Genomic DNA, 12,370 nt, shown 5'->3' with positions numbered 1-12,370 from the left:
ATGAGTCAATGGATTGCAGGACAATGGATAGCAGGGCAGGGAGAGACTCATATTTCTCTCAATCCTTATACTGAACAAGCAATATGGCAAGGAAATGAAGCCACTTACGAGCAAGTTCATCAAGCCATTGAAGCGGCAAGGGTTGCTTGGTTAACATGGCGTAACCGAGACTTTTCTGAGCGACGAGCTTATGTTGAACGCTTTGCTCAATTGATTACCGAACATCAAGAGCAGCTCGCTTACACCATCGCTGAAGAAACTGGTAAGCCGTTATGGGAAACCAAAACTGAAGTCAGTGCAATGGTGGGGAAGGCGGCCATTTCGGTACGAGCTTATCAAGAGAGAACTGGGCTTTCTCGACAACAACAAGGGAACAACACTATGGTGTTACGCCACCGACCTCTTGGTGTAATGGCCGTGTTTGGGCCTTATAACTTTCCCGGTCATCTGCCAAATGGTCATATTATTCCAGCACTTTTAGCTGGCAATACGGTGGTGTTTAAACCTTCAGATCTGACGCCAAAAACCGCAGAAGTCACAATGAAATTATGGCAGCAAGCTGGATTACCTGATGGCGTAATTAACTTAGTTCAAGGTGGCCGAGCAACTGGAGAAGCTCTAGCCCAATCTCCACTGATTGATGGGTTACTTTTTACGGGTAGTGCGCAAACTGGCCATTTACTTCATCAGCAATTAGCGGGACAACCAGAGAAAATGCTCGCGTTGGAGATGGGAGGTAATAACCCACTGATTGTAACTGACTTGTGCAGTGATGATATTAATGCAACCGTTTATACCATAGTGCAGTCAGCATTTTTGAGTGCAGGTCAGCGCTGTACTTGTGCCCGTCGACTGTATCTCCCTATTGGTGATAAAGGTGATGCTTTACTTGAACAACTGGTTAATGTGACCCAACAACTGCATGTTGGTGACCCATTTTCCGCTGAGCAACCTTTTATGGGGCCGCAAATATCAAGTGGGGCTGCAGATAAAATACTATCGGCTCAAGCATATTTAGCCACGTTAGGTGCTGAGGTACTCCTAGCGGCTAAGCGAGGAAAAGGGGCCATTATTACCCCTGCTATTTTGGATGTAACTAAGTTAGTTACGCTTCCAGATGAAGAGTACTTTGGCCCTTTACTGCAAGTGATTCGCTACAGCAGTTTTGAGCAAGCGGTCGAATTGGCCAATCAAACTCGATATGGCTTATCTGCTGGATTGATTTCACTGGATGATGGGCAGTGGGACTACTTTGTTGCCAATATTCGAGCCGGTATTGTTAATCGTAATCGACCATTAACCGGAGCCAGTGGCAGTGCTCCATTTGGTGGGCTTGGTGCCTCTGGCAATTTACGTCCGAGTGCATATTATGCCGCGGATTATTGCGCCTACCCGATGGCCTCCGTTGAAGGGGATGATGTCGAATTGCCTGAGCAGTTACTTCCCGGAATTGTGCTACCTTAAATAGAATCCAAGTGATATCAAGGAGTCGATATGGAGCGAGCCCAATTGTTATTTTCCCAGTTGTGGCAAGATTACATTACCCGGTTATGTCCTTCTGCTGAGAAAGTTCAGCAGTTGCTGACAGAAGATGATCCTCTGATGAACGATCATATTGCTTTGCGCACCTATAACTTGCCTCGTTGCGGGTTAGATCGGGTAGCTGCAGCTTTTATCGCGGTAGGATATGAGCCAAAAGGTCAGTATAAGTTTGAGGAAAAGAAACTGTATGCTGAGCACTTTGAACATCCAAATCCAGTTTTGCCCAAGGTTTTTATTAGTGAGCTCCAGTTAGGGCAGTGTTCTAGCCAATTACAACTGTTGGTACGCAAACTGTTAGACCAAGTTCCCCATGGCTATTTTTCTAACTCAATGTTTTTATCCCAAGGAAGACCGTGGACGTTGAGTTATCAAGAATATCAAATGTTAGCTCAAGAGAGTGAATATGCAGCTTGGGTAGCGGCCCATGGTTTTGGCGCTAATCATTTTACCGTCAGTATTAATCCACTGGAGCAATTTACTGAAGTGGCGGAAGTGAATCATTATCTGACTCACAATGGTTTTGCGATTAACCAAGCTGGTGGCGCAGTAAAAGGTAGTGCTGCATTAATGTTGGAGCAATCTTCAACCATGGCAGATAAAGTTATGGTGGAGTTTAGCGATGGGAAGCAGCTAATACCGGGTGGTTTTTATGAGTTTGCTAAACGATATCCGATGGCAAATGGCGATCTCTTTTCTGGATTTGTAGAAGCTTCAGCCAATCGTATTTTTGAAAGCACTTACCAAAGTAATGAGAATTGATGAGGTATTAGCTTAGGTTGGTAGTATTTGGACGACTGAGTATGATTTAGGTGCGGTGGCGTTTTCCGTACCTAAATCATTTGGACTGAAGTTAATTAATATTAGCGTTCAAGAGGGGTTGCCCAATAAGGCGTTTCTTCGCTAAATGATCGAGCTTGCGGCGGTTGCTGAGAGAGAAGATAGCGACGGGAAGTAAATCCTGTCATTTCTACAGTAGCAGGAAGATCCATAATGATGGCGGTTGCCGGACTCTGTCCATGGTCGGTGAAGCGTTCAATATCCATATATCACACTCAATGCTTAAATTATTGGTTCGCATTAACTGTAGCAAAACTTTTCTTTGCTGCAAGTGAAGAGTCTGTGACAGTGGTGGCTATTTAGGCACAAAAAAACCGCATAGTAGAATATGCGGTTTTTTTTGTATCTCGTGAGCTATAAAGCTTAACGAGTACCGTATACAACGATGGTCTTACCGTGAGCAGAGATTAGATTCTGCTCTTCTAGCATTTTCAGAATACGACCCACTGTTTCACGAGAACAACCAACGATTTGGCCGATTTCTTGACGAGTGATCTTAATCTGCATACCGTCTGGGTGAGTCATTGCATCTGGCTGTTTAGCCAAGTTTAGCAATGTCTGAGCGATGCGACCTGTTACGTCAAGGAATGCAAGGTCACCCACTTTTTGGCTAGTCACTTGTAGACGACGAGCCATTTGCGCTGAAAGACGCATTAAGATATCTGGGTTCACTTGAATTAGTTGGCGGAACTTTTTGAAAGAGATCTCAGCAACTTCACATGGGGTTTTAGCACGAACCCATGCAGTACGCTCTTGACCTTCTTCAAATAAGCCTAGCTCACCAATAAAGTCACCTTGGTTTAGGTAAGACAGGATCATCTCCTTGCCTTCTTCATCCTTGATTAACACCGCAACAGAACCTTTCACAATGTAGTAGAGAGTTTCTGCTTTCTCACCCGCGTGAATCAAAGTGCTCTTTGACGGGTACTTGTGAATGTGGCAATGGGAAAGAAACCACTCAAGAGTTGGATCTGTTTGAGGTTTACCTGGAACCATATTTATAACTTCCTCTGCATTTGTTGCCTAACAACGCATTCCTTTTAAGTCTAAGGGCCAAAGGACTACTCGTTGACAGGGTATTCATATCGCTGCAATTTGCAAGCTTCTTTGAATAGTTACAGAGTGTATCCTTTTTCTTTGGGTTTTTCTTGATATTAATCTAACGGAGTCGCTCATTTTGTACTCATAAGTGTGCACATGATCACACCGTTAGCAGTTAATTATAAATTGCTTAATATTTCATCACAAAACTTTGGTTGAAAGTGTGCTACAAGTCATACTTCATTTTGCGACGCTGGCTTAAATTTAGAGGTTTACACCTGCTGTTTTATCATCAAGAATGAGGTTTAAAACGTATATTCTGTCTGAAAATGGAGTCAAAGATGCAGTCACGAGTGAAATGGGTTGAAGGGATGACGTTCTTAGGTCAATCAAGCTCAGGCCATAGTGTTGTGATGGATGGTAATGGTGGTGATAAAGCGCCAAGTCCAATGGAATTAGTCTTAATGGCAGCAGGTGGTTGCAGTTCTGTTGATGTGGTTGAAGGATTAAAATCAGCAGGACAAAAAATTACAGCTTGTGAGGCTCAAATTTCAGCGACTCGTCGTGAACAAGCGCCTCGTCTTTTTACACAAGCTAACTTACATTTTGTGGTGACAGGCGTTGATCTTGATGAAGCATTAGTCGCTCAAACTGTAGCTAATTCTCTAGAAAAATACTGCTCTGTCTGCTTGATGCTAGGTAAAGGCGTTGAGTTGACTCACTCCTACCAAGTGGTTGCTGCATAAGCTTTGTTATAACTATGGCGAGAATCTTTATCTCGCCATACGGTTTTCTTTAGCCTATTTTTCCTTTTTCGATCAACTGCTGTAATAGTGGTCGCATGATCAATTCCATCGCAAATCCCATTTTACCGCCAGGTACAACTAAGGTGTTATGGCGAGACATAAAGGCACCTTGGATCATTGCCAATAAATAGGGGAAATCGACATTTTTCAGCCCACGGAAACGGATTACAACAAAGCTTTCATCGAGTGTTGGTATGCCTTTGGCGCTAATAGGGTTTGAGGTATCAACCGTGGGGACTCGCTGAAAGTTGATATGGGTTCGAGAAAACTGAGGGGTGATATAATTGAGGTAATCATCCATCGAGCGAACGATAGATTCTGTGACTGCTTCTCGTGAATGGCCGCGATCTCGGGTGTCACGGACTATTTTTTGAATCCACTCTAAATTTACAATGGGCACCATGCCGATCAGTAGATCCACATGCTGAGCAACATTGATATCACCATCAACCACACCGCCATGTAACCCTTCGTAAAACAGGAGATCTGTGTTCTCTGCCAGTTGTTGTTTAGGGGTGAACGTTCCAGGCATTTGATTATAAGGAACCGCCTCATCAAAGGTATGAAGATAACGACGATACTCCCCAGAGCCATCTTCGCCATACTGCTTAAAAAATTGTTCAAGTAGGGGAAAGTCGTTGGCTTGAGGCCCAAAATAACTGATATGTCGACCTTGTTCTTTTGCTTTACGGATTTCGACATCCATTTCAGGACGGGTGAAACGGTGAAAGCTATCACCCTCAAGCCATGCCGCTTTAATGTTCATCATATTAAACATTTTACGAAACGCTTCTGAAGTCGTTGTCGTACCGGCTCCTGATGAACCAGTGACAGCGATAATGGGATGTTTGGCTGACATAAGTTCCCTGCATATCCTTTTGCTATAGTTGGCTATTTATTAACAACATGTTAAGGAATATGCAAGGAGAGGGGCTTTTTTTCGCTGTGATTTGCCACAGCACGCATATAACAGAAGAAATTTATTTTCGCTATCAGCAAAGTTGAGAGCGCAATTTAATATCAACAGTCTCATGAAGCTCAGAAAAAACAATGACCGCTTCACCATGTTCTAATTGTTGACGAACATGAGCCACTTTATCTGCAAGGCTTAACTCTTGTTCGCCATAGTCGGTTCCTTCTCGCAGAACAAAATGTTCAATCAAGTTGGTGAGTGTCTCACTATCAATTTGTTGCCAAGGAATAATCATTACAACTTGCCACTAAAGAAAACATTAGCAGATTATAGTATTAAACCTGACTACCATGCGATGATTGTTTGTTTAAGGCTAATTGCTCCGTAAACCAGACTGGAATTGTTTTTTCTAACCACATTTTAGGTTTTAAGAGACTGCCTGTAACAAAACCAACATGACCACCGTGTTGATATAAGGTGTATTCAATATGCGGTGGTAATGACATGGTTGGAATCACCTCATCGGTCATAAAGGGATCGTCTTTCGCATGGATGAGTCTCAGAGGTGTCGATACTTGAGCAAGATATTGCATGCCACTGCACTGTTGGTAGTAATCATCTGCATTCTGGAACCCATGAAGGGGGGCTGTGACCAAATCATCAAATTGGCGCAGTGACGTTATCTGTTCGGCTTGCTGCTTAGTAACTGGCATTGTATTGCCACCACGTTCAATTTTTCCGATAAGACGCTTTTTTAATGATCCTAACAAATAGCTGCGATAGACCTTAGAAAAACCTTGCTCAATTCTGCCAGCGCATGCTTGTAATTGCAGAGGTGCGGAGACTACCTGAGCGGCGGTAATACCACTATTTTCCCCGGTTTGAGCCAGATAATTTACTAGCATATTTCCGCCCAGAGAAATGCCAACAGCAAGCAGAGGTTGGTTTGGAAAACGGCGCTTTAGATGTTGAATAAAAAAGTGGGCGTCTTCCGTTTCCCCTGAGTGGTAAAAACGGTCTTGGCGATTAAGTTCATGGCTGCAGCCGCGAAAATGCATCATCACCCCAAGCCAACCATGGCGTTTCGCTGCATGCAATAAACCATGGGCGTATGGGCTGCGAATACTGCCTTCTAAACCATGAAATAACACTAAAATGGGCTTATCGGGAGCTATATTATGGGGCGACTCTGTCCATGCGATATCCAGAAAATCCTCATCAGGAGTCTCAATACGTTCCATCTCTGGTGTGAATTGGGGGTTGCGATGGATAAACCGTGGCAATAAGGTTTGCAGGTGTGGATTAGCAAGGCCAAAGGCGGGTGTAAATGTCATCATAAAATCTTATCCTTGATTTCGACGAGCTAATGATAGCACGTGAAGATGACTCACAGCTTAATCTATTGCACAAAGGTATTGTCAGATTGGCATAAAAATGCCCAAGAAAGTATCCTGGGCATGATGTTGTTTTGTTGGTAGATGTTATGGTCTAACTTTCACCACGAAATTCAGCTTCCATCGCTTCGAGTTGTTCTTGGCGATCCATCCAATCCATTTCCACATCATCTAGCTCACTTTTGGCATCGCCTTGACGCTTCAATTGTTCGGCTAAACGCACTTTGTTTTCCGCATTATAGATACTTGGATCAGAAAGTTCGGCTTCTGCCTCACTGATAATTTGCGACAGTTTTTCTATTTTTTTATCTAGCTTCTCAATTTCTTTACGCAGTGGTGCCGTTTGTTTGCGGAACTCTGCTTCAAGACGTTTTTGCTCTTTACGGTTAGCGGCGCTGTGTTCTTTAACTTCATCGCCTTCCTTATTACCTTGAAGCTCACGACGCTCAATACGTTGTTGTTCAGTTAACCACTTATGGTAATCGTGTAGGTCACCATCAAAAGGCACCACTTGATGATCATGTACCAGATACAGGTCATCAGTTGTGGCTCGCAGTAGATAGCGGTCGTGACTGACAATAACCATTGCACCTTCAAAGGTTTGTAGCGCCATGGTCAAAGCTTGTCGCATATCTAAATCTAAGTGGTTAGTCGGTTCATCGAGTAGCAATAAGTTTGGTTTTTGCCACACGATAAGCGCAAGTACCAAACGTGCTTTTTCACCACCAGAGAATGGCCCCACTTTTTCCAGTGCCTTATCCCCGTTAAAACCAAAGCTACCTAGATAATCACGCAGTTGTTGCTCGGTTGCTTCGGGCGCTAAACGTACCATGTGCTGGAGTGGACTATCATCTAGATAGAGGGTTTCAAGTTGGTGCTGGGCAAAGTAACCAATTTTAACCCCTTGTGAATAGCGCATTTCACCGGCAAGGGCTGGGAGCTCTCCTGCTAGCATCTTAATTAAAGTTGATTTACCCGCGCCATTACGACCTAGCAGACCAATACGACTACCAGGGACTAAGTTAAGGCGAATTTTATCTAGAATGACATTATCACCATAACCAGCACAAACATGATCCATCATTAAGATAGGGTTAGGTAGTGATGCCGGCTCTCTAAACTCAAAAGTAAATGGGTTATCAAATTGCGCCGGTAAAACCTTTTCCATTCGTTCAAGAGCTTTAATTCGACTCTGAGCTTGACGCGCTTTACTGGCTTTATAGCGGAAGCGGTCGATGTATGACTGCATGTGCGCCATTTGTTTCTGTTGACGCTGGAACATCGCTTGTTGCAAAACTAGCTTTTCGGCGCGCTGGTTTTCAAACGAAGAGTAGTTACCCGTATAAGGATTCATGGTTTGATTTTCAATATGAATAATACGGTTAACAATTGGGTCTAAAAAGTCACGGTCATGGGAAATCAGTACTAGTGTGCCACGATAGCTTTGCAGCCACTTTTCTAACCACATGACTGCATCTAAGTCTAAGTGGTTGGTCGGTTCATCAAGTAGCAAAAGATCAGAGCGACAGATCAGTGCTTGGGCTAGGTTTAAGCGCATACGCCAACCACCACTAAACTGAGTTAGGTTCCACTCCATCTGCTGTTGAGAGAAGCCCAAGCCATCAAGAAGCTCTGCCGCTCGTGCTCGAATACTGTAACCACCAATGGCGTCGAGTTTACCGTGGAGTTCTGCGACTTTAGTACCATTGCCAGCTTCTTCTGCGTGTTGCAGTTGACGCTCAAGATCTCGATATTCACGATCGCCATCAATAACGTATTCAATCGCAGCGCGTTCAAGTGCTGGTGTTTCCTGAGCAACCCATGCCATTTCCCAGTTATTTGGAAATTGGCAGTTGCCTGCATCGAGTGTCAGCTCATCTTTTAATAACGCAAATAGGGTAGATTTACCGCAGCCATTTTTACCCACAAGGCCGACTTTATCGCCTGGGTGAATGGTGGCTGTTGCATTATCTAATAGAATTTTGCCGCCACGCAGCAATTGCATATCTGAAAAGGTAATCATGAATAGTGCCGGAGAGACCCGCTCCACTGAAATTTACACAAACTGTTCGCAGTCTACCGTAAACCGCCGCAACAGGCGAAATTTCCCTCTTGTTCTGGCTTAATTTCGTTAATTTAATAGAAGTTTATTGGTGAGAGACCCAATTAATTGCTAATAAGTTGATCAAATTTAGTAACAATTCTGTATGATGAAACAGAGGTTCACGTGATAAGACAGATAAGGATAGTATGGATTATCAGGGAAAATTAACCATTTTAGTCATTTACGCCCATCCGGATCCCCAACAGTCGGTGGCCAATCAAGTCATGCTTGATCATATTGCCGATCTGCCCCATGTCACCGTTCATGACCTCTACGCTGCTTATCCTGATTTCTTTATTGATTGCCACCAAGAACGCGCATTAGTTGAGATGCACGATATTATTATCTTCCAACATCCACTCTATATGTATTCTTGTCCTGCACTATTAAAAGAGTGGATTGATGTCGTACTCAGCAAAGGGTTTGCCCATGGTGATGGTATAGCAACAAAAGGTAAGTATTGGCTGTCTGTCATTACCACAGGTGGAGCGGCAGAAGCGTATACACCACAAGGTTACAACCATTGCAGTCTTGATGACATTTTAAAGCCGTTTCAATTGTGTGCTGATTTGTGTCAGATGTATTGGTTACCTCCGCTGGTTCTGCATTGGGCTCGTAAAGTACCAGAACAGCAACGACAACAGCATGGCGAGTATTATCGTCAGTTATTGTTACATCCAGAATTACTGATTGCTCCTATTAAGCCGGAGGATCGTGATGGCCAGTGATCTTTTAGCCGTTTCTGTGACCTTTTTAGCGGCAGCAGTCGTCGCGGTGCCGATAGCTCAACGGCTGGGGTTAGGGTCTGTTTTGGGCTATTTATTGGCAGGTATCGCGATTGGCCCTTGGGGACTGGCATTGATCTCTGATGTTGATGCTGTCATGCATTTTGCCGAGTTTGGTGTTGTTCTCTTGCTATTTCTTATCGGTTTGGAGCTAAATCCTAAGAAATTATGGCAGATGCGAAAACCCATTTTAGGGCTAGGTGGCAGCCAAGTGTTAGTAACCAGTTTAGTGATCACCGCATTGATGATGCTACTGGCATTACTGGTTCCAAGCTCATGGCTAATGCAGTTGCAATGGCAAGACGCTTTCGTGGTGGGAATGGGACTTGCGCTGTCTTCAACTGCCATTGCATTGCGAGTGATTGAGGAGCAGCAACTTTCAGGTAGTGGTACTGGCAAGGCGGGATTTGCGGTGTTGCTCTTTCAAGATATAGCTGTGATCCCTATGCTTGCTATATTGCCTATTTTAGCCGGCGGTGGTGGTGGAAGTTGGCTTGATCTCGCATGGATGTTTGGTGGTATCGCTACCTTGCTTATTGGTGGTCATTTTTTATTAAGACCGCTCTTTCGATGGGTGGTGCTAAGTGGCGTTCGAGAGTTATTTAACGTAGCTGCGTTATTGCTGGTAGTGGGTATTGCGTGGGCAATGCAATCCTTAGGGCTTTCAATGGCGTTGGGCACTTTCTTAGCGGGGGTGCTACTGGCCGAAAGTGAGTATCGCCATGAATTAGAAATTGCCATTGAGCCATTTAAAGGTCTATTACTTGGCTTGTTTTTTATTTCCGTGGGAATGGCGGTAAACCTTGGTTTATTAATTACTTATCCTATATTAATTCTGACTGCAGTCTTGGCCCTTGTGAGTATAAAAGGATTATTGCTTTACATTCTAGCGCGTCTATTTGGTATAGGTGCTAAATCTCGCAGTCAAATGGCTGCAATATTGAGCCAAGGGGGTGAATTTGCTTTTGTGTTGTTTACGGCCGCTTTTTCACAGGGATTGCTCGGTGCCGAATTAACCTCCTTACTGCTTGTGATTGTCAGCCTATCTATGGTAACGACACCTTTTTTACTGATGGGGCAGAATTATTGGTATCGTCGTAGCTTTGCATTAGAGCAGAAACCTGAGCTGGACGAGACCGTAGAAGATCGTAAACCCCGAGTTATTATTACTGGCTTTGGCCGCTTTGGGCAGGTTGTGGGACGTTTACTGTTTGCCAATAAAATTAAAGTGACCATCCTAGAGCGAGACCCGAGCCAAATCCAATTTTTACGTAAGTTTGGCTATAAGGTTTATTATGGGGATGCAACCCAAATTGACTTGTTACGAGCTGCTGGAGCAGAGAAAGCTGAAGCCATTATTATTTGTACTGATGATCCAGCAGAGGTCATGGAAGTGGTCACTTTATGTCAACAGTATTTCCCTCATTTACAGGTGTTGGCAAGAGCTCGAAGTCGAATTGAAGCCCATCAACTATTAAGCCATGGGGTGAAAGGATTTTCTCGAGAAACTTTTGCCGGTGCTCTTGATTTAGGCCGACAAGCCCTCATATCTTTAGGCATGCATCCTTACAAAGCCAAGCGCGCTGCAGAGCACTTTCAAAAACTTGATGCTCAGGCTCTTTATGATTTATTGCCGCATCATTCAGAAGATGTGCATTTAACATCGAGAGCCAAAGAGGCCCGTAAAGAGTTAGAAGAGTTATTTGATCGAGAAATGCGTGGTGAGCAAGAACGTCATCACGGTTGGGATTGAATCTACTCTCAGTCGTTGTAGGTATTGGTGGAGTAAGGTAATGAAGAAACGTTTTATTGCAGGTGCGACGTGTCCTGATTGTCATCAACAAGACACGTTACGCTGGTGGCAAGAACACCAGATAGAGAAAGTGGAATGTGTTGTCTGTCAGTTTTCAGATCAGCGTGTACCGCAAGCGATAGAGCAGAATGCTTCGCTCTCTACTTTTACTAAACAACAGGTCATTGGAATATTTACCCCTGATGAGTAAAAGGTATTCCTGATAGGGAATATTGCTGTATCATGCAGGTAACGAATGGCACTCAGCTCAAATTGGAGTAAACATGAAAGTCGCTAAAGACGTCGTAGTAAGCCTAGCTTATCAAGTTAAAAATGAAGATGGTGTAGTAGTTGATCAGGCTACTGTTGAAGCACCTCTAGATTACATTCATGGCCACAACAACCTAATCGTTGGTCTAGAAAATGCAATCGAAAACCACGAAGCGGGTGATAAGTTTGAAGTAACTGTTGCTCCAGAAGAAGCATACGGTGAGTACCTAGACGCAATGGTTCAGCGCGTTCCTGCTGAAGTATTCCACGGTGTTGATGAGATCACTGTTGGTATGCGTTTCCTAGCTGATACTGACCAAGGTCCAATCCCAGTTGAAGTAACTGAAGTTGATGGTGACTTTGTTGTGGTTGATGGTAACCACATGCTAGCAGGTCAAACTCTGACTTTTGATGTAGAAGTTGTTGCTCTACGTCCTGCAACTGAAGAAGAAATTGCTCACGGTCACCTACACCAAGGTGGCGGTTGTTGCGGTGGCCATGGTGATTGTGGTGATCACGACCATGGTAACGATGAAGGCTGTTGTGGCGGTGAAGGCCATGGCGGTTGTGGCTGCAGCCACTAAATCTTGCTCGCAAGATAATAAAAAAGGAAGCTTTGGCTTCCTTTTTTTGATCTTTAAATCGGGCTTATCTAACTATTCATTAATAATGAGGTGGTGGCGTTTCTTCCGATTCTCTAGCCATGTTACTTGGCTCCATGCCTTTTACTTTTCCTACCATAAACTTCATCTGAAGCATTAATTTATCAATGAGAAACTGTTGCTCAGTAAGGGCTTGATTAAGCTCTTCAATGGTCTGCTCTTGGAAGGCTTGTTTCATCTCAAGCTCATCAATACGAGCAAGTAGTTGTTGCTGTTCTGTCATT

The 12,370-nt window shown here is 43.9% G+C and carries 14 protein-coding genes; 7 read left to right on the top strand and 7 right to left on the bottom strand.

From position 1 onward, the window contains the following. Together astD and WAX86_RS13940 are read left to right on the top strand one after the other, a co-directional pair. On the top strand, positions 1-1,464 hold the full coding sequence (gene astD, locus WAX86_RS13945; RefSeq protein WP_005302676.1) for a succinylglutamate-semialdehyde dehydrogenase: 1,464 nt from the start codon (positions 1-3) through the stop codon (positions 1,462-1,464). A gap of 30 nt (positions 1,465-1,494) precedes the next feature. Next, positions 1,495-2,301, top strand: a complete 807-nt coding sequence (locus tag WAX86_RS13940) for a DUF1338 domain-containing protein (protein ID WP_341488923.1) — start codon at positions 1,495-1,497, stop codon at positions 2,299-2,301. A 101-nt stretch (positions 2,302-2,402) separates the two neighbouring features. Here WAX86_RS13940 and WAX86_RS13935 read toward each other — a convergent pair whose 3' ends face one another. Both WAX86_RS13935 and crp read right to left on the bottom strand, forming a co-directional pair. Next, entirely contained in the window at positions 2,403-2,585 is a 183-nt protein-coding gene (locus tag WAX86_RS13935; RefSeq protein ID WP_036764709.1) for a hypothetical protein, read from the bottom strand. Between the two features lie 157 nt (positions 2,586-2,742). Then, the gene (crp, locus tag WAX86_RS13930; protein ID WP_027250650.1) at positions 2,743-3,375 is read right to left on the bottom strand and encodes a cAMP-activated global transcriptional regulator CRP; all 633 of its coding nucleotides are present in this window, start codon (positions 3,373-3,375) and stop codon (positions 2,743-2,745) included. Positions 3,376-3,761: 386 nt separating this feature from the next. Between crp and WAX86_RS13925 the strand changes: the two genes are divergently transcribed. Beyond that, positions 3,762-4,166 carry an OsmC family protein gene (locus WAX86_RS13925; RefSeq protein ID WP_044174114.1) on the top strand — a complete coding sequence of 135 codons (405 nt, stop codon included), beginning with the start codon at positions 3,762-3,764 and terminating at the stop codon, positions 4,164-4,166. Between the two features lie 49 nt (positions 4,167-4,215). On the opposite strand, the gene WAX86_RS13920 is transcribed toward WAX86_RS13925, so the two are convergent. From WAX86_RS13920 to WAX86_RS13905, 4 genes are all read right to left on the bottom strand, one after another. Next, positions 4,216-5,085, bottom strand: coding sequence for a phosphoribulokinase (locus tag WAX86_RS13920; protein WP_005302684.1), 870 nt, complete (start codon positions 5,083-5,085; stop codon positions 4,216-4,218). Between the two features lie 133 nt (positions 5,086-5,218). After that, positions 5,219-5,434, bottom strand: a complete 216-nt coding sequence (locus WAX86_RS13915) for a YheU family protein (RefSeq protein ID WP_036764712.1) — start codon at positions 5,432-5,434, stop codon at positions 5,219-5,221. A gap of 40 nt (positions 5,435-5,474) precedes the next feature. Continuing rightward, positions 5,475-6,476, bottom strand: coding sequence for a hydrolase (locus WAX86_RS13910; RefSeq protein WP_341488922.1), 1,002 nt, complete (start codon positions 6,474-6,476; stop codon positions 5,475-5,477). A gap of 151 nt (positions 6,477-6,627) precedes the next feature. Continuing rightward, complete coding sequence (locus WAX86_RS13905) at positions 6,628-8,556, bottom strand: ABC transporter ATP-binding protein (protein ID WP_065172408.1); 1,929 nt, start codon at positions 8,554-8,556, stop codon at positions 6,628-6,630. Between the two features lie 227 nt (positions 8,557-8,783). On the opposite strand from WAX86_RS13905, the gene kefG reads away from it, so the two are divergent. The 4 genes from kefG (at position 8,784) to slyD (ending at position 12,068) form a co-directional block, all read left to right on the top strand. Then, on the top strand, positions 8,784-9,365 hold the full coding sequence (gene kefG / locus WAX86_RS13900) for a glutathione-regulated potassium-efflux system ancillary protein KefG (protein WP_237033313.1): 582 nt from the start codon (positions 8,784-8,786) through the stop codon (positions 9,363-9,365). Then, complete coding sequence (gene kefB, locus WAX86_RS13895; protein ID WP_341488921.1) at positions 9,355-11,175, top strand: glutathione-regulated potassium-efflux system protein KefB; 1,821 nt, start codon at positions 9,355-9,357, stop codon at positions 11,173-11,175. The genes kefG and kefB overlap by 11 nt, the downstream gene beginning before the upstream one ends. Positions 11,176-11,215: 40 nt before the next feature. After that, positions 11,216-11,425 (top strand): YheV family putative zinc ribbon protein, encoded by a 210-nt coding sequence (locus WAX86_RS13890; protein ID WP_044174126.1) that lies wholly within the window; start codon positions 11,216-11,218, stop codon positions 11,423-11,425. A gap of 73 nt (positions 11,426-11,498) precedes the next feature. Beyond that, entirely contained in the window at positions 11,499-12,068 is a 570-nt protein-coding gene (slyD, locus tag WAX86_RS13885; protein ID WP_005302695.1) for a peptidylprolyl isomerase, read from the top strand. Between the two features lie 79 nt (positions 12,069-12,147). On the opposite strand, the gene WAX86_RS13880 is transcribed toward slyD, so the two are convergent. Next, complete coding sequence (locus tag WAX86_RS13880; protein WP_044174132.1) at positions 12,148-12,369, bottom strand: SlyX family protein; 222 nt, start codon at positions 12,367-12,369, stop codon at positions 12,148-12,150. Position 12,370: the final 1 nt, after the last annotated feature.

The sequence above is a fragment of the Photobacterium damselae subsp. damselae genome (genome assembly GCF_038086725.1).
Lineage (GTDB): Bacteria > Pseudomonadota > Gammaproteobacteria > Enterobacterales > Vibrionaceae > Photobacterium > Photobacterium damselae.
Note: the sequence above shows the minus strand (reverse complement) of the source record. Positions and strands in the feature narration are given on the sequence as shown.

Excerpts from the sequence above, each read along its gene's own strand:
- crp (WP_027250650.1), bottom strand. The coding sequence starts at position 3,375 with ATGGTTCCAGGTAAACCTCAAACAGATCCAACTCTTGAGTGGTTTCTT.
- WAX86_RS13910 (WP_341488922.1), bottom strand. The coding sequence starts at position 6,476 with ATGATGACATTTACACCCGCCTTTGGCCTTGCTAATCCACACCTGCAA.
- WAX86_RS13880 (WP_044174132.1), bottom strand. The coding sequence starts at position 12,369 with ATGACAGAACAGCAACAACTACTTGCTCGTATTGATGAGCTTGAGATG.
- WAX86_RS13925 (WP_044174114.1), top strand. The coding sequence starts at position 3,762 with ATGCAGTCACGAGTGAAATGGGTTGAAGGGATGACGTTCTTAGGTCAA.
- WAX86_RS13915 (WP_036764712.1), bottom strand. The coding sequence starts at position 5,434 with ATGATTATTCCTTGGCAACAAATTGATAGTGAGACACTCACCAACTTG.
- WAX86_RS13940 (WP_341488923.1), top strand. The coding sequence starts at position 1,495 with ATGGAGCGAGCCCAATTGTTATTTTCCCAGTTGTGGCAAGATTACATT.
- astD (WP_005302676.1), top strand. The coding sequence starts at position 1 with ATGAGTCAATGGATTGCAGGACAATGGATAGCAGGGCAGGGAGAGACT.
- kefG (WP_237033313.1), top strand. The coding sequence starts at position 8,784 with ATGGATTATCAGGGAAAATTAACCATTTTAGTCATTTACGCCCATCCG.
- WAX86_RS13920 (WP_005302684.1), bottom strand. The coding sequence starts at position 5,085 with ATGTCAGCCAAACATCCCATTATCGCTGTCACTGGTTCATCAGGAGCC.
- kefB (WP_341488921.1), top strand. The coding sequence starts at position 9,355 with ATGGCCAGTGATCTTTTAGCCGTTTCTGTGACCTTTTTAGCGGCAGCA.
- WAX86_RS13905 (WP_065172408.1), bottom strand. The coding sequence starts at position 8,556 with ATGATTACCTTTTCAGATATGCAATTGCTGCGTGGCGGCAAAATTCTA.
- WAX86_RS13935 (WP_036764709.1), bottom strand. The coding sequence starts at position 2,585 with ATGGATATTGAACGCTTCACCGACCATGGACAGAGTCCGGCAACCGCC.
- slyD (WP_005302695.1), top strand. The coding sequence starts at position 11,499 with ATGAAAGTCGCTAAAGACGTCGTAGTAAGCCTAGCTTATCAAGTTAAA.
- WAX86_RS13890 (WP_044174126.1), top strand. The coding sequence starts at position 11,216 with ATGAAGAAACGTTTTATTGCAGGTGCGACGTGTCCTGATTGTCATCAA.